Source organism: Polaribacter sp. Q13, assembly GCF_016858305.2.
GTDB lineage: Bacteria > Bacteroidota > Bacteroidia > Flavobacteriales > Flavobacteriaceae > Polaribacter.
Map to the genome: position 1 here is coordinate 2,044,050 of NZ_CP074436.1, position 16,591 is coordinate 2,060,640.

Here is a 16,591-nt window from a genome sequence, read left to right on the forward strand (position 1 = left end):
AACCCACTAAATTGCTTTATAAAAAAAGGTTTATCAATCTATCAAAAAATAATAGATAACTAATAATTAACTAATATTATTTATATGATATTCAAGTAACTTATCAATAGGTCTTTGTATTACATCTGTAATTACTAAATTATTCTTTTTAGCCATTTCTTCTAAAATGTCTCTAAAATAATATGCTATCGATCCTATAAAGTAAATTGGAGTTTCTGCCGTTTTATTATATGGTAAAATTCTATATTTAAAGAATTCTTGAAATCCATTCTTTATAATTTTCTTAATATATTTTTCTTCTTTAAAATCAAACATAAATTTGGCAAAAGAAGCTAAATACATATTAGGATTTGGTTCTCTGTATAAATTTCTCTTAATATAATCTGGATCAAGATCAAACTCTTCCTTAAACTTCTTAGCAATATCACTAGGCATTGTATTATAGAAGTAATCAATAATCAACTTTTTACCAAAGTAATTACCACTAGCTTCATCCATTAAAATATATCCCAGAGAAGCCACTAACATCTCCATCTTTTCACCATCATAATAACAGCTATTAGATCCGGTTCCTAAAATACAAACTAAAGCTGGTTCTTTACCTGTTGCTGCATACACAGCCGCTAACATATCTTCCGCTATACATATTTTTGCATTTACAAAAATAGATTCTAAAATAGTTTTTAAAATTTGAATAGGTTTTGGAGTTCCACAACCCGCTCCATAAAAATGAATTTCCTCTACTTCGTCTTTAACATTAATTAATTGAAACATATTAATTATTCTGTTATAAAGCTCTTCTTCTGGCACAATAGCAGGATTTAAACCTAAAGTCCTAGTTCTAAAAGCTTCTTTTTTATTTTTATCTATAGCAATCCAATCTGCTTTAGTAGAGCCACCATCTGCAATTAAAATCATAATTATTTTGTTTTAACCAAAGATATTACAAGTAAAACTCATATACAATAGGAAATCAATTTTCAATCGTTTTCGTATTAAAAAATTTAATCTGAATACCAATAAGATTTAAAAACTGTATTTAATTATTGTAAATTTGTAATAAACATAAATAACATGCTCTTTTTTAAAAAGAAAGTAATTCCATTAATCGATTTCTTTCCTAAAGATTTTATAGATATTCATTCTCATTTACTCCCAGGAATCGATGATGGCGCTAAAAATTTAGACAAATCCATCGCATTAATTTCTAAGATGCGTTCTTACGGAATTAAAAATTTTATAACCACACCTCATGTTTTAGGAGATGTTTATCCAAATTCTTCACAAACTATAAAGGAAAAGCTTGAAGAAGTAAAAGCTGCACTTCAAAAAAGAAATATTACCGATATATCTATAAATGCTGCTGCAGAATACATGATGGATGAACAGTTTTCTGAACTATTAGAAAACAATGATATTCTTACTTTAAAAGACAATTATATTCTTGTTGAAATGTCTTATTTCAGTGCGCCCATAAACTTATATGACATTCTCTTTGAAATACAAGTTAAAGGATACAAACCCGTTTTAGCTCACCCAGAGCGGTATGGTTTTTTTCACAATGATTTTAACCATTATTATAAATTAAAAAAAGCTGGCTGTTTATTTCAATTAAATTTATTATCCTTAACGGAACAATACGGAAAAGGAGTGCAAAAAGTTTCTGAAAAGATTTTAAAAGAAAATTTATATGATTTTGTAGGTAGCGATACCCACCATAGTAACCATTTAGAATTGCTTAAAAAAATTGGAACTAAAAAGAATTTAGAAAAAATTAAACACCTTTTAGATAATAATAAAAAGTTCTTATAAATAAAAAAAGCATCCAAATGGATGCTTTTTTTATTACTTTAATATTCTTTTGTACCAAGGTTTCTTTACTTCCTCCACATAACCGTTTCCATAACCATAACCATAGCCGTACCCATAACCATAACCTCGTGTCATGTCCGTATCGTTAAGAACGATAGCCATATTAGGCAATTTCTTTTCATTATACAACGTCTGTACAATATTTAGCATACGCTTGTCTAAATAATTAGCTCTTGACACATATAAAAACATGTCTGCATACTTGGCTACTAATAACGTATCCGTAACTAAATTAACGGGTGCAGTATCCACTATAATATAATCATAATCCTTTTTAACCTCTTCAAATATATCTTTAATTTTAGAACTCAATAAAAGTTCTGCCGGATTTGGAGGTATCACTCCAGATGCAATAATATCTAATCCCTTAATTTCAGGGATCGAAAATTTTAGATCATCCAAAGAAATACTATCGTTTGTAATAAAATTGGTTATTCCTTTTCGTTCTGGGATTCCTAGATACTCAGTAACTTTTGGAGCTCTAAGATCCATACCCATTAGCAATACTTTTTTATTAGATAAAGAAAGTGCTGCAGCAAGGTTAATAGAGATAAATGATTTTCCTTCTCCACTGGTCGTAGAGGTAATAAAGATTGTTTTACCTTCACTCCCCTCTCTATTAGACAACATAAAGTCTAAATTAGTTCTAATTAAACGAAAGGCTTCTGCTGTACTCGTTCTAGCATCATTACCAATAACAATCTTCTCATTCGTTTCAGAATGCGGTACATCTCCAATAAAAGGCACCGTTGTTAACTCCTCGATATCCTTTCTCGTGTGAATTTTGGTATCTAATAAGTTTTTAAGGTAAATGATTATAAAAGGAATTAATACCCCTAATAATAATGCAGCTAAAAAGATAATTTTCCTTTTAGGTGAAACTGGAATACCATCACTATACGCAACATCAATAATTTTTGCATTTGGCACGGTTACCGCCAATGAAATTGCTGTTTCTTCCTTTTTCTTTAATAAATAAGAATACAAACCAGAAATTATTTCTTGCTCTCTACCTATATTTATGTAACCTCTTTCTAAAACTGGAATCGCAGATACTTTAGAGTTTATTCTATTAGCCTCACTATTAATTTGATTGTACTCCGTTTCTAATGAAGAAATTAAATTCGTTATACTATTCTTTAAATTTCTTTTTAAAGCATTAATTTCTATTTGGTACTGTATTATTTGTGGGTTCTTATCTCCAGCATTTACACTTAACCGATTTTTATAAACCACTAATTCATTATACGATTTAATAGATTCAGAAATAGCCCCCTCCGAAAAACCTAAATTTTGAGGTAAGGTTTCGTCTGTATTCGATTGCTTCTTGATATTTTCTAAAACACCTTCTGCTATATTTAACTGCGTTTTTATTTCTATCAGTTTTTCGTTATTTTTAGAAGCCGTAGTCAAAGCCAATTCACCTTCTGCAGATAATCCTGTAATCTTATTATCCGTTTTAAAGTTCTTCACTCTATCTTGAATAGCGTTTAAATCTTTACCAATGGCTTTTAAACGATCATCTATAAATTTTTTTGTTTTTCTAGAGACTTCACTTTTATCCTTAATAGCATCTAAATTGTACTGTTTTACCAATTCATTTAAAAAATCTTCTGCCTTTTCCTTAACAGGATGCTTAAAAGATAAGGTTAAAACACTTGAATTTTTACTTACAGTAGTAATATCTAATTTATTTTTATATACATCTATAACTTTACTTCTTTTTAGGAGCGTTATATAAAATTTATTTTCTTCTTTAAAATCAAATTTATCTGTTTTTAATACTTTGAAATTACCAATACCAGAGTTAACCGTTTTATTAAAACCATGTGACGAGATAAAATTATCTTCAATATCTTTCAACTCATATTTACTTTCTGATAAAATGTTAACGGTAAAAGAAGTGTCTTTTTTTTGTTGTAAAAAGAATGTATTATTAGTATCAAAAACAATTTGAATGGGATTATTACCATACACCTCTGTTTTCTTTATTCTTCCTTGCTCAAAATAAAGGGTTGTTAAGTTTAAAGAATCTACCACAGCTCCAATAATCTTTCTAGACTTTAAAATCTCTATCTCATTATCTGTATTATTAGAAGAACCACCTCCTACAATCCCCATGTCTTTAAAAGCCTCTAATTCTTTTGAAATACCAGACTTTTGATTGTCTTTTATCATAATAGAAGTAGATGCACTGTATTGAGATGTACTATATCGTAAATACAAAAAAGCCAATGCAACAGAAAGAAAACCTCCTAAAACAAACCATTTCCAATGAAATAGGTACTTTTCTAACTCTTCTCTAATATTAAGAGTTTCTGCCTCTTCACTACCTTTAAAATTAGTGTTTCCTTTTTGTATTTGCATTATTTATCTTGTTAAAAATGTTGCTACAGTTATAATTAATCCTGTAATAGATATAAATAGACTTGTATTAGAGTTTGAAGAAGCAGATTGAATCCTTGCTTTGTTATGTTCTACATATACCACATCATTTTGTTGTAAATAAAATACAGGTGAGGTTAAGGTTTTATTAGATAACAAATTGACTCTATATTTAACTTTCTTATTATTTTCCTCTCTAATCACCAACACATTATCTCTTTTTCCTGATATATTTAAATCACCTGCCAAACCTATAGCATCTAAGATACTCACTCTTTCATTTGGTATGGTAAAAGTCCCTGGTTTTTTAACATCTCCATACACCGTCACTTTAAAATTAGCAATGCTTATATTTATCGTTGGATTGGCAACATAATCTGGAGACAACATCCCTTTTAACAATTGCAAAGCAGCTTCTCTAGAGAGGCCTCCTAATTTTAATTTCCCTAATATAGGAAAATCAATTTCCCCTTTACTATCTATTAAATAGCTCTGCTGTTTAGGCGTTCCTGAAGCCGAACCAGTAGTAGTACCAAAGGTTACCGCCGGTAAATTAAAAGGTTTAGTAGCCTCTATATCATCTGAAGAAATGGTTATTTGTAATAAATCATCTGGTTTAAAAACGGTCTCAAACTTATTACTGACCTTACTTTGATCAATTTCATCAAACTGAAAATAAGCAATATCCTTATTAGAAACACAAGAGGACATCCCTAAAACCATTAAAAGTATGGTTATCTTAACTTTAATCATATTTTCTTCTTTTTTTGCAAAAATACTATTTAATATTGACTTCCTTAGGTCTTACATCTAATATTTCAAACTCAGAATTATTTGACACATATTCAGGAACTAATGTTTTCATTAATTTTACAAGTTCTCTATTATTCAATTTATCAAAATTAAGTGATAAGTCATCAATTTTTATTTTAACTACGGAATTATCTATCTCATGAGTTTTCGCAATCATTATTTTATCATGATACGTTTTAGTCGTATTCTCACCATCTGCCAATAATTCTTCATATAATTTTTCTCCAGGTCTTAAACCCGTAACTTTTATATCTATATCTTCAGGATACCGTAAACCAGATAAATAAATCATCCTTTTTGCTATTTCAAAAATCTTAACAGATTTCCCCATATCAAAAATATAAATCTCTCCACCTTTCCCCATAGTACCGGCTTCTAACACTAAGCTACACGCTTCAGGAATGGTCATAAAATACCTAGTAATTTTTTTATGAGTTACTGTTAAAGGACCTCCGTTTTCAATTTGTCTTTTAAATAATGGTATTACAGAACCATTAGACCCCAAAACATTCCCAAATCTCGTAATGGTAAATTTCGTTTTTTTAGAAGCTTTACTTACACAACCAATGTATAATTCTGCAATCCTTTTAGAAGCCCCCATCACATTGGTTGGGTTTACAGCTTTATCCGTAGAAATCATCACAAACCGTTCTATGCCATATTCATTAGACAAATCTGCTATATTTTTTGTTCCTAACACATTTACCTTAATGGCTTCATAAGGAGATTTTTCCATTAAAGGAACATGTTTGTATGCTGCTGCATGAAAAACTCTTTGAGGTTTGTATTTCTTAAAGATTCGTTCTACTTTAAACCGATCTCTTACGTCAGACACAATCGCTACAAAATTGGTAATTCCTTTTTGAATTAACTCCTGTTGTAAATCATACAAAGGAGATTCTGCCTGATCTATTAGTACTATTAATTTACAATTATACAAACTTAATTGTCTAGAAATCTCACTCCCAATAGAACCAGCTGCACCAGAAACCAACACCACTTTATTATTAACTTCTCTTTGCACAATTGGATTGTCTATAATAATTGGTGCTCTGTCTAGCAAATCTTCAATCTTAACTTGTCTAATTTGGTTTGCATTAAAATCGCCATCAATCCATTTAGATAAAGCTGGTACAATTTTAACATCAATACCTAACCCTATAAATTTATCTGTTATCGCTAATAATCGATTGGGTTTTATTTTTTGAATTGAAATAATTACTTCATCAACAGCATACTTTTTAATAAATTCTTTTGTAATCAACTTTGGATTATAAATCTTTACTCTATCTATTTTTTTTCCAATTTTATTTTTGTTATCATCTATAAAGCCAATAACGTCGTAATTATTTTTTTTATCTCTATTTAAGGCACCAAAAGATATAATACCCGATTCTCCAGCTCCATATATTAAAACATTATGAATCGATTCTAATTCTATAGAAAGAACGTCATAAAAAGATTTAAAAATAAATCTACTTAATATAAGCACTAAAGTGGTTACTAAATAATGAATAATAAGTATTGACTTTGGTATGTAAAAAGAATCTATAACTTTAAAAAAAACATTAAAAGTAACTGCTAAAAGAAGAAGTACGCATAATAATGAACTTGCAATAAACACGTTAAAAGCATCTCTAATACCCGTATGTCTAATAATACTTTTATAAGAACCTACTGTTAAAAAACTTACAACCGCAAAAAACAACACAAAAGGTATTTGGTTTAGTAAGTTATTGACATTAAAGTTAAAACTAACATTGAATCGTATAAAATAAGCGATAAAAAATGAAACAAAAACTAAAAATAGATCTACAAAAAATACAATCCATTTAGACGCATACTTATCTAATGTTCTTAAAATAAAATTTCTTATCATTATTTGGGGTGCTATTTATTAACAAATCTACAAAAAATTCTTAATGGATTCTGAAATTCTCAATAAATCATTTTTCTCTAAGTTAGAACCAGATGGTAAACAGAGCCCTTTCTTAAATAAATTTTCGGCTACTTTACCTCCATAATATGGATGATTTTTAAAAAGTGGTTGCAAGTGCATCGGTTTCCATAAAAGTCGAGATTCTATATTATTCTCTCGTAGCAAGGTCATAATTTTAGTTGTACTATCTCCAACTCCTTCTAATTCAAATAGAATACAACTTAACCAATAATTAGAAACAAAAGATGCTGAAGGTTCCTTTAATAATTGAACTCTAAAAAAACGCTTAAAATAATCCTTATAAAAATCATTGATGGCACGTCTTTTTTTTAAGTATTCTGGCAATTTTTTTAGTTGCGAAACGCCTAAACGTGCCCCTAAAGAATTCATTCTATAATTATACCCTAAAACCTTATGCTCGTAATAATTTTCTTTTTCTTTAGCTTGGGTGGCGTAAAAAAAAGCTTTTTCCTTTTCTTTCTCTGTATTACAGATTAAAGCTCCACCGCCTAATGTAGATACAATTTTATTATTATTAAAAGAAAGGATTCCAAAATCTCCAAAAGTACCACATTTCTTTCCCTTATATTCAGCTCCCAAAGCTTCTGCGGCATCTTCAATCAACGTTATATTGTATTTACGAGAAATACGTACTATTTCATCAACCTTTGCGGGCATTCCGTAGAGATGGACAAAAATAATAGCTTTTGGTTTTTTTCCTTTTAAAATTCTATCTTTTATAGCAAGTTCTAATTGATCCGGACACATGTTCCAGGTTTCTTTTTCACTATCAATAAAAATAGGAATTGCTTTTTGATATAAAATAGGGCTTGCAGTAGCAATATATGTCAGCGATTGGCACAAGACCTCATCTCCCTTTTCTACGCCACTTAAAATTAAAGCCAAATGTATCGCAGAGGTGCCAGAGTTTACTGCAACCACTCTCTTTTGGTGCTCATAATAAGCTTCTAAAGAATTTTCGAAATTTTTAACATCATCTGTACCTATTGATGAAAAATTAGTTTTTAAATCAATATTTATAATAGACTCAGATAAAGGAATTTTATTTTGCATTGTTCACTTTTACTTTTTTCTCAATCAATTTAAAAAGGAAAACATACAGTATGGCAAAAAAGAGAATTAACCCAAAAGACACCAGTAGCTGAATTGATACATCTAATTTATACGTTTTTAAAATGATGAAATTTACCACTAATTGAAGCCCACCAAAAATCATGGAAACTTTTAAATGTGATATTTTGTATACATCAACCAATTTTTGATAGATATGATGCCTATGAGGATCTAAAATACTTTCATTCGTATAAAGTATTCTATACAACATGGTGCACGCTGTATCTACACCATAAATTAAAACCAACAATAAAAAAATGGGTGATTCTAAATGTAAAGTAAATAAAACACCTATAAAAAAAATTAACATTCCAATAGCGATACTACCAATATCTCCCGCAAAAAACAATGCTTTTTTTCTGAAGTTATAAAATCCAAATACCAAAAGTGACAATCCAGAAAAAACGATTAAATCATTACTAACAATTTGCTCATTTAAATTGACAAAATACATACCAGACAAAACAACCAAACTATAAATACCTGTTATTCCGTTGATACCATCCATAAAATTAAACATATTTATGAACCCAACACCTAGCACTAATAGCGGTATGGAGTAATACAATGGCACAATTGGACAATCTACTTGGTACAGAATTAATAAAACTGCTATTATTTGAAAAGGAAACCGAATTCTAGAACTTAAGGTATAGATATCATCTAAAAAACTAACAAAAGAAATTAAAATAAGCCCCAAAACAAAAAAGGGATATTGAAAATCATTTAAAAAGAAAAATAGTAAAATTGCAATCGGAAAAATAATTCCTCCTCCTCTTATGGTTACTTTCGTATGAGAACTTCTCTCATTGGGTTTGTCTACAATATTAAATTTATTGGCCAACTTTAAATACACAAAAGAGGCAACAATCAATATACATAAAACAATTATATTTTTCTCCATAAATTTAAAATGATGCGATTGTTTTTTCGATACCTTCTTTTACTGATAAAGGTAATTCTTTTTGAAGTGCTTTTTTTATTTTTGAATTAGAAACCTCATAATTTTCTGTGAGTTTTTGCAATCTCTCAGAATTGATAGGAATCGGCAATACATCTCCTAATTTAGCCAAAATATTTACAAAAACCTTTGGTATATTTAAAACCTTGGCTGGTTTTTCGATAACATCTCCTATAGTTTTTACTAATGCTGTTGTAGATAAAGAAGCATCATCGGCAACATTGTATATCCCAGATTTTATATTTTTATTTTCTATCAATTCATTAATTACAAAACATAAATTTTCTACAGAAACAAAAGATCTTGCATTTTTATACTTCCCAAAAGGGTACGGAATACCTTTAGATACAAAGCTGTACAGTAAATTTAAATTTCCTTTATTATTAGGACCATGAATCATACAGGGTCTTAAAATATACACTCTTTTATTTTGTGGAATTTCTTGTGATAAAATAAACGCTTCTGCAGCTAACTTAGATTTGCCGTACACCGTAACTGGATTTGGCGTTACCTCTTCGGTTAAAACACCTTCTACATCATCTGCAGCAGCTTTTACAGAACTCATGTATATAAAAACTTCACAATCACTTTCTAAAAATTGATTGAAAAGTGTTTTTGTTAGCTCGGTATTTACCTCAAAATATGCTGCGTCTTCAGATGTTTTTTTTAAATCGTGCGCTTTCCCTGCTAAATGAATAAAACTCTTAGCTTGATTAAGCTTTTCTAAACTTAAAGTTTTATAACTAAGCTCGTTTGACTTTGGATTTCTAGAAACTCCTACAGTCTCTTTTTTCTCTCTTGCAAAGTAGTCTACCAAATTAAGACCTACAAAACCTTTATTCCCCGTAATTATGTGTAAGTTCGTATTCAAATTACTTTTTATTTAAAAACCCAATTATTTTCCAGAAACCTCTTAACTGTACTTTTAAATAACTAAACTTTATATTATTTCTGGTCAATGCTTTTTTTATTTCTTTTGAAATTAATTGATAACTACTAAAACCAGAACTACTTACACCACCTATTAACATAGACGTAGTTGTAATGTCAGAAAATTTCCAAGTGATCTTATGTTGTAAGAAAAACCGAGTAATTAATTCATAATCTGCACCAATCGTAAAATCTAAATGGTAAAGTCCATATTTTTTAAACAAATCTCTTTTAAAAAATATCGCTGGATGCGCAGGCATAAAGCCTATTTTCAGCTTCTCTGGGTTCCAATTTTTAGCAGAATACTTTCTTACCGTTTTTCCTTCTTCATTAAATTGTAAAATATTACCTACAGAAGCATCAATATTTTTATTTTTTAAATGAAAATTAGCTACATTTTCTAGCACTTTTTCATCTGTAAAAATATCATCCGAATTTAAAACCCCTACAATATCTCCTGTAGCCATTTCAACCCCCTTATTCATGGCATCATACAACCCTTTGTCTGGTTCAGAAACCCATTGAGACACCATTGACTCGTATTTCTTTACTAAATCTATAGTACTATCTTTAGAACCTCCATCTACTATAATGTATTCTATATTCTTGTATGTTTGTGCCTGTACAGATTTAAATGTTTTTTCAATAGTTTTTTCGCTATTGTAACAGACTGTTATTATGGAAATTTTCATTTATTTAATTTTACGCAACCATTTTAATGTTTTGACAATCCCTTTTTGTCTATTAAATGGTAATGTTGGGGCAACTTTCATAGTTCTAGACAAGTCAACAATATTATTAGTTGTCATATTATTTAATCTAAAAGATGTCATAGGAAAACTTACTCCTAAACTTTTTAAAACATCACCTCCAATAGCTATAATCTTTATTAGAAAATAAGGTATTTTTTTTACAGAATATCCTAATTCATTTGAAATTTCATTTGCCCAAACCTCAATATTCGTAGGGTCGTAATCTCCAATATAAAACACTTTATTTGACTCATCCTTTGTCTCAGTGAAAAGAATTTGTTCTATTTGATAAATAGCATTTCCTATATATCCATATGTTTTTGTACAACCTTTATTTCCTATATGAAAATACTTCTTATCTATAACCATATCAAAAAAGTTTTTATATGGTACATCAAACCATTCTCCCCATATGGATGTAGGCCTTATTATTGCCCAATCACAAGATGGAGTATCTGCCCAAACATTATTTTCAGTTTTAACTTTACTTTCTCCATAAACGGTATTTGGTGCGTAGTCAAATTGATTTTTTGGATGATAATTTGCTTTACAAACAAGCATTGAAGAAGTAATAATAACTTTTATTAAAGATTTTAGATTTTTAACCACACTCATTAAATTCTCAACACCTATCGTATTTGCTTGATAATCATTTAATGTCTCACCTCCTAAATCTGTTCGAGCAGCTAAGTGAACAATATAATTAGGTTCAAAAAATATAACCTCTTTTTTAAGATTTTCAAAATTAGTAATATCTATATTTTTCCAACATTTAAAATGTTTCTCCCTTTTTGGTTCTTTAAAATCAATATTTAGAACCTCAAAACCGTCGATTAAAAATTTATCTATTAAATTAGTCCCTATAAAACCAGATCCTCCTGTTATTAATATTTTCATAATTATTTAGTTAATTGTTTTATAAAAACATCGACTACAGTATCCCAAGAAACAGGAAATTTTTTTAAAACATTGCTGTAATCCATTACTTTTCCAACATTTAAATCATTTAGTAATCTATTTAAGGTTTTAAAAAAACTTTCTTCACTATTATGTTGAAAGTAATATGCTTTATCATTACATATCCATCTAGAATAATTAAAGTCAGCTATTAATATAGGCAAATTTATTGTTAATGATTCTACAATTGGAAGCCCATATGTTTCAATAGAAGACATAAATAATAAAGCATCTGCTTTTTCATACTGAAAATTCATCTCATCAGTATTCAGTCTACCCAAATTTTTTACGAAATTAATAGATTTATATTTTTCAAACTCCTTCTCTCTTAATGTTAATTGAATTTCAATGTTCGAAATATTAATGTTATTTTTAATAACGTAATCATTTAACTTTAATAAAAAGTCATGATTTTTATATGGGCTATAAGTTGCAGGATAGAATAAATGCTTTTTACTTGAAACTTTAATTTTATTCGTTTTTTGATGAGTTTTTAACCAATTTGGTGCTGGTTGTGGACATATAACTAATTTATTTTTAATTTCAGGATATGACTCTATTAAATCATTTGCCATGGCACCTGTTTGGACAATGATAGTTTTTGTGTATTTTAAATTTGCAGAAAAAAGAAACCGTACAACTCTAGCACTTAAACTTTTACTTGAAAATTTATTAACCCTTGGATAAGCCATATACGGGTAATGTACAAGAACTACTTGTTCTTTAATCCCTCTTAAAGGAATATCTCCTAAAACAATGGTAGGAACATTTTTAAAAAGAAAAAAAGAAAAAACAGATTCAAAAACTCTAGATAATGCTTTTGGAAGAATTCTACGATATACTTTTATATTTAAAAAACTTGATTCATATTTAGACAATTCTCCTTTATCAGATACGTAAACTTCTGACTCTCTATACTCTTCAAAATCCTCAAAAGCATCTAAAAATGATTTTACTACTTGAATAGCTCCTAGTCCATTAATGTTTGTTGCGTGTATTTGAATGTCACTCATTTTAATTATTTAAATTTATTACTACTATTTATTGAAAATTTTAAATTAGTTACGGCTGCTATAAATAGAAACGTTCCAATAGTAAAATATCCAGCTCCTCTAAAAAACAATTCAAAAAACAAACCAAGATAACAGCATTGTAAAAAAACTACTCCAGATCTTTTTTCTTTGTTTTTCAAATTTAGTATTAACTGTATAAAGCCTATCACATATAAAAGAATAAAAAAAATACCAAAAACACCAAATTCTGCAATTATTTTAGGAGAAACACTTCCTCCATCATATTTATTTAACTCCTCTAGATTTAAAATAGATAGTGCTTGAAAAGCACTACCATTATTTTTAAGAACACTTGAATAACCAAGTTGCTGATATCCAATGCCAACACCATCAGTTACTGTAAAAGATTCAATTGCATTATCCCAACCTTTTAAAAAAACCAAACTAGAACCACTTGTAGTATCTGAACTTAAATTAATTCGACTGGTAAAATATTCTGTATCCATAAAAGGTAATGTTAAAATACCTAAAAAAATAAATAAAACAATAGACAAAATAAAATCTCTTAACTTAACTATATAAAATAGCGAGGAGAATACAACAACTAATATAATTGTTAAGTTTTTACCTATAGCTCCCCAAAATAAAAAAACAAGCAAATAAACTATATTTCCTTTTAATTTTTTTCTAGAAGAATAAATTAATAATGGAGCCAAAAATATAGCGACATGAGATGGTTCTTGAAATAAACCAACCGGTGACCAGCCATCACCTAAATTAAGCCCAATATAAGAAAAAAGTATGTTTAGGATAAAAAAAAATATTAAAAAAAGTACAATCTTATTTATACTTTCCTCAGATTGAGTTATAATAATATTACCAAAAAACCATGCAGATAAGAATGTTATTATTAGGCCAATATAAGTAACAAAAAATTTAGTTAAATTAAAAGGATAGTCTAATACCAACATGATATATGCAGAATGACAAAAGATAAAACTAAATATTAAAATTATAGCAATACCAATATATTTTTTTTTATAATTTAAATCTATTTTTCTCTTTAAATTTGATAAAGCATATACTAAAAACAACAAGTCAAAAACTATTATCCCTTCTGCATAAGAACTTGAATTAAATAAACCAATAAATATAGGAGGAATAGAAAATAATAGAAAAAAAACCAATAATGGTATTTTTCTATATTTATCAATAAGCTTACATCTTGTATGTAGTTTTATATCTTTCATTAAGCTAGTATTTGAACTTGTATTTAACTTTCAAAAAAATATTATATAAAGAACCAATTATTTTTTCAGGAAAAATTATATTTACCCATGCCTTTATATAAATTTTACTAAGATTCCAATAATAAATAAAAAAAGGTAGTTTTACATTAAATTCTTGGTTGATTAGTTTTAATTCCTTAATAATCAATAATAAGTTTTTACCTGTAGTAGACACCCCACCAAAGAGCATTTTATCTATGTATATTGGTAAAAATAAAGGTGATTTTTCTTTTACAGCTTTCATTAATGAATGAGTATCTCCAGCAATTTTTAAATTAGTAGGAAATAAATATTTTTCTTCATTAAAAAAAGAAGCGTGTAAAAAGCTACCCGGATGAGGAGGTAATGCAATCCTTATAGATTCTGTTTTATTTTTTAACAACTCCCAAGGTTCTCCCCAATCTGCAACTGAAACATCATCGTCATTTACAACGTCAACTTTACCATAGACTAAATTATATTTAGGAAAGGCATCTATAAGATAAAAAGATATATCACTAAGCACTTTGTTTGAATACAAAACGTCACCTGCTCCTAAAAATAAAACCCAATCTCCTTTAATATGTTTTGTTCCTTTATTCCAAGCATCGTATATACCCGTATCTTTTTCGCTTAACCAAAATTCAATAATATCTTTATTTTTCTTTATTAATTCTACTGTTCCATCTTTAGAATTACCATCAATAATTATCCATTGTATATGTTTATAACTTTGGTTCCGAATAGAAACAATTGTTTTTTCTAAGTCCGTAACCGCATTATATGTAGAAGTTATTATTGTTATTATAGGTTTAAATGTATTTTGTTCCATAATTTGTATAAATGTTGTATTATAGGTTTTTTATAAACCTAGCTGGATTTCCTCCCCATATTTGATTACTTGGAATATCTTTTGATACAACACTACCAGCTGCAATAATAGAATTTTCCCCTATTGTAACTCCTTTCAATATAATAGAATTTGCCCCAATAAAAGAACATTCTCTAATTTCAATAGGTTTTGTAGCCACAAATAAATCCCCATTAAAACATCTTTCATTACTATCAATAGAATGAAAATTGGTATCCCATATCTTACACCCGCCTCCAATAAATACATTCTCTTTTATTATTATTTTTTCCCAGCAAACAATTGTTGTGTTAGAAATCCCTACATTATCAGCAATATCTAATTCCCCATTTGTAGAACATATTAATCTCAAACATGTATCCCCACCAATTGGATTCATCATATTTCCAGAATGAGCTATAAAGTTTTTACCTATTTTTAAATTTCCTTTATTCCTAATTTGTATTCGTCCACGAATAATATAAGAACTATAATGTACCTTATTTACTTTTAACATAATAAAATTAAATAAAGTATTAAAAAGTCCAAAAATAAATCTAAAAAATGTTATTATTCTTTTAATCATAAAGACTAGTTGTTCTTTGAGAGTTTAATTTTGCAGAAAACACTTCTTCTGCAAATAATCGTGCATTATTACCATATTTTTTCATAATATGTCTATCTTTATAAAAGAATAGAATAGCCTCTTTTGCTTCATCAATAGTATTATATAATATACCTGTATTATTATTTTTTATTAATTCATTTTGACTATCAACATTTGAAACAATTGATGGTATACCAATAGCGGAAGCTTCCACAATAGCTCTTGCAAAATGAGGCTCAATAAAAGGACTTAATAAAACATCACTAGCACAAAGGTACTCTTTAACATCGTTAACCATGGGGATTAAAAATACATTATCTGTTATATTTTCACCTATTTCTTTTTCATAGTTCGTTTCATTCTTAAAACCGAAAATGGCAAACTTTATATCATTATACTCTTCTAAGTCCTTAGCTATTTTCAATATATTTGAAACACCGTTTTCTTCAGAGACTCTTGCAAAATAAGAAATTAATAAAATATTATCATTACTAATATTTAATTTACTTCTATAACTATTTCGAGTAAGCTCATTGAAATTATATTTATTGATATTTACAAAATTATATATTACAGCTACATTGTCTTTTGTTGACAAAAAAGGTTTTGCATCATTTTTGCTTATTGCAACAAACTGATCAACGTATTTTTGATTTTGCTTAAGTAATATTTTCCCAAAGAAATTAGGTAAGAGAGGCTCTCTAACATGTGAGATTACCTTAATCTTTTTATTAATCTTAAAAGCAGCTTTTGCAAATTGAAACAAACATGTTGTAGAAAGATGAATAATATCTGGTTTTATTTTCTTAATTACCTTTTTCCCTTCAAAATAAGTAGGAAAATATCCTATTATATTTTTCAAAAACAAAACAAAGTTCATACCAGAAACAGTTGTCCCGTGAAAAGGTTGTAGAAACTTACTTTTATTAAAAATAACTTCGGCACCTGCTTCAATAAATAAATCTCTTGCAACACCATCTCTCATCATCCATACGATAGGTTCATAAATTGATTTATCTAATTCATTTATTAAAAAAGCCAAGCTTCTTGGAGCTCCTCCCATAGCACCAGAATGATGAATATATAATACTTTTTTTTTCATATTAACTT

The 16,591-nt window shown here is 28.3% G+C and carries 15 protein-coding genes; 1 reads left to right on the forward strand and 14 read right to left on the reverse strand.

Annotated elements, in window-relative coordinates; genetic code table 11:
• Window positions 1-66: 66 nt before the first annotated feature.
• On the reverse strand, window positions 67-918 hold the full coding sequence (locus tag JOP69_RS08625; protein ID WP_203394087.1) for an N-acetylglucosamine kinase: 852 nt from the start codon (window positions 916-918) through the stop codon (window positions 67-69).
• A 156-nt stretch (window positions 919-1,074) separates the two neighbouring features.
• Here JOP69_RS08625 and JOP69_RS08630 point away from each other — a divergent pair, with 156 nt between their 5' ends.
• Window positions 1,075-1,812 (forward strand): tyrosine-protein phosphatase, encoded by a 738-nt coding sequence (locus JOP69_RS08630; RefSeq protein WP_203394088.1) that lies wholly within the window; start codon window positions 1,075-1,077, stop codon window positions 1,810-1,812.
• Between the two features lie 33 nt (window positions 1,813-1,845).
• On the opposite strand, the gene JOP69_RS08635 is transcribed toward JOP69_RS08630, so the two are convergent.
• The 13 genes from JOP69_RS08635 to JOP69_RS08695 are packed head-to-tail and all read right to left on the reverse strand — an operon-like array spanning window position 1,846 to window position 16,583.
• Complete coding sequence (locus tag JOP69_RS08635) at window positions 1,846-4,239, reverse strand: polysaccharide biosynthesis tyrosine autokinase (RefSeq protein ID WP_203394089.1); 2,394 nt, start codon at window positions 4,237-4,239, stop codon at window positions 1,846-1,848.
• 3 nt (window positions 4,240-4,242) lie between these two features.
• The gene (locus tag JOP69_RS08640; protein ID WP_203394090.1) at window positions 4,243-5,010 is read right to left on the reverse strand and encodes a polysaccharide biosynthesis/export family protein; all 768 of its coding nucleotides are present in this window, start codon (window positions 5,008-5,010) and stop codon (window positions 4,243-4,245) included.
• Between the two features lie 25 nt (window positions 5,011-5,035).
• A complete protein-coding gene (locus JOP69_RS08645; protein WP_203394091.1) occupies window positions 5,036-6,949 on the reverse strand; it encodes a nucleoside-diphosphate sugar epimerase/dehydratase in 1,914 nt (637 codons plus the stop codon).
• Between the two features lie 27 nt (window positions 6,950-6,976).
• Window positions 6,977-8,083, reverse strand: coding sequence for an aminotransferase class I/II-fold pyridoxal phosphate-dependent enzyme (locus JOP69_RS08650; protein WP_203394092.1), 1,107 nt, complete (start codon window positions 8,081-8,083; stop codon window positions 6,977-6,979).
• Window positions 8,073-9,047: a glycosyltransferase family 4 protein gene (locus tag JOP69_RS08655; RefSeq protein ID WP_203394093.1), complete on the reverse strand. Its 975-nt coding sequence runs from the start codon at window positions 9,045-9,047 to the stop codon at window positions 8,073-8,075. The genes JOP69_RS08650 and JOP69_RS08655 overlap by 11 nt, the downstream gene beginning before the upstream one ends.
• A gap of 4 nt (window positions 9,048-9,051) precedes the next feature.
• Window positions 9,052-9,975 carry an NAD-dependent epimerase/dehydratase family protein gene (locus tag JOP69_RS08660; protein WP_203394094.1) on the reverse strand — a complete coding sequence of 308 codons (924 nt, stop codon included), beginning with the start codon at window positions 9,973-9,975 and terminating at the stop codon, window positions 9,052-9,054.
• A 1-nt stretch (window position 9,976) separates the two neighbouring features.
• Window positions 9,977-10,726: a glycosyltransferase family 2 protein gene (locus JOP69_RS08665; RefSeq protein ID WP_203394095.1), complete on the reverse strand. Its 750-nt coding sequence runs from the start codon at window positions 10,724-10,726 to the stop codon at window positions 9,977-9,979.
• Window positions 10,727-11,683 carry an NAD(P)-dependent oxidoreductase gene (locus JOP69_RS08670; protein WP_203394096.1) on the reverse strand — a complete coding sequence of 319 codons (957 nt, stop codon included), beginning with the start codon at window positions 11,681-11,683 and terminating at the stop codon, window positions 10,727-10,729.
• A gap of 2 nt (window positions 11,684-11,685) precedes the next feature.
• Window positions 11,686-12,756 (reverse strand): glycosyltransferase, encoded by a 1,071-nt coding sequence (locus tag JOP69_RS08675; protein WP_203394097.1) that lies wholly within the window; start codon window positions 12,754-12,756, stop codon window positions 11,686-11,688.
• Window positions 12,757-12,761: 5 nt separating this feature from the next.
• The gene (locus tag JOP69_RS08680) at window positions 12,762-14,006 is read right to left on the reverse strand and encodes a hypothetical protein (protein WP_203394098.1); all 1,245 of its coding nucleotides are present in this window, start codon (window positions 14,004-14,006) and stop codon (window positions 12,762-12,764) included.
• Between the two features lie 4 nt (window positions 14,007-14,010).
• The gene (locus JOP69_RS08685; protein WP_203394099.1) at window positions 14,011-14,856 is read right to left on the reverse strand and encodes a glycosyltransferase family 2 protein; all 846 of its coding nucleotides are present in this window, start codon (window positions 14,854-14,856) and stop codon (window positions 14,011-14,013) included.
• Between the two features lie 19 nt (window positions 14,857-14,875).
• Window positions 14,876-15,460, reverse strand: a complete 585-nt coding sequence (locus tag JOP69_RS08690; protein ID WP_252191216.1) for a DapH/DapD/GlmU-related protein — start codon at window positions 15,458-15,460, stop codon at window positions 14,876-14,878.
• The gene (locus tag JOP69_RS08695) at window positions 15,453-16,583 is read right to left on the reverse strand and encodes a glycosyltransferase (protein ID WP_203394100.1); all 1,131 of its coding nucleotides are present in this window, start codon (window positions 16,581-16,583) and stop codon (window positions 15,453-15,455) included. Before JOP69_RS08695 ends, JOP69_RS08690 begins: the two co-directional genes overlap by 8 nt.
• Between the last annotated feature and the right edge of the window lie 8 nt (window positions 16,584-16,591).

Excerpts from the sequence above, each read along its gene's own strand:
- JOP69_RS08695 (WP_203394100.1), bottom strand. The coding sequence starts at position 16,583 with ATGAAAAAAAAAGTATTATATATTCATCATTCTGGTGCTATGGGAGGA.
- JOP69_RS08670 (WP_203394096.1), bottom strand. The coding sequence starts at position 11,683 with ATGAAAATATTAATAACAGGAGGATCTGGTTTTATAGGGACTAATTTA.
- JOP69_RS08630 (WP_203394088.1), top strand. The coding sequence starts at position 1,075 with ATGCTCTTTTTTAAAAAGAAAGTAATTCCATTAATCGATTTCTTTCCT.
- JOP69_RS08650 (WP_203394092.1), bottom strand. The coding sequence starts at position 8,083 with ATGCAAAATAAAATTCCTTTATCTGAGTCTATTATAAATATTGATTTA.
- JOP69_RS08680 (WP_203394098.1), bottom strand. The coding sequence starts at position 14,006 with ATGAAAGATATAAAACTACATACAAGATGTAAGCTTATTGATAAATAT.
- JOP69_RS08640 (WP_203394090.1), bottom strand. The coding sequence starts at position 5,010 with ATGATTAAAGTTAAGATAACCATACTTTTAATGGTTTTAGGGATGTCC.
- JOP69_RS08635 (WP_203394089.1), bottom strand. The coding sequence starts at position 4,239 with ATGCAAATACAAAAAGGAAACACTAATTTTAAAGGTAGTGAAGAGGCA.
- JOP69_RS08625 (WP_203394087.1), bottom strand. The coding sequence starts at position 918 with ATGATTTTAATTGCAGATGGTGGCTCTACTAAAGCAGATTGGATTGCT.
- JOP69_RS08690 (WP_252191216.1), bottom strand. The coding sequence starts at position 15,460 with ATGATTAAAAGAATAATAACATTTTTTAGATTTATTTTTGGACTTTTT.
- JOP69_RS08655 (WP_203394093.1), bottom strand. The coding sequence starts at position 9,047 with ATGGAGAAAAATATAATTGTTTTATGTATATTGATTGTTGCCTCTTTT.
- JOP69_RS08675 (WP_203394097.1), bottom strand. The coding sequence starts at position 12,756 with ATGAGTGACATTCAAATACACGCAACAAACATTAATGGACTAGGAGCT.
- JOP69_RS08645 (WP_203394091.1), bottom strand. The coding sequence starts at position 6,949 with ATGATAAGAAATTTTATTTTAAGAACATTAGATAAGTATGCGTCTAAA.
- JOP69_RS08685 (WP_203394099.1), bottom strand. The coding sequence starts at position 14,856 with ATGGAACAAAATACATTTAAACCTATAATAACAATAATAACTTCTACA.
- JOP69_RS08665 (WP_203394095.1), bottom strand. The coding sequence starts at position 10,726 with ATGAAAATTTCCATAATAACAGTCTGTTACAATAGCGAAAAAACTATT.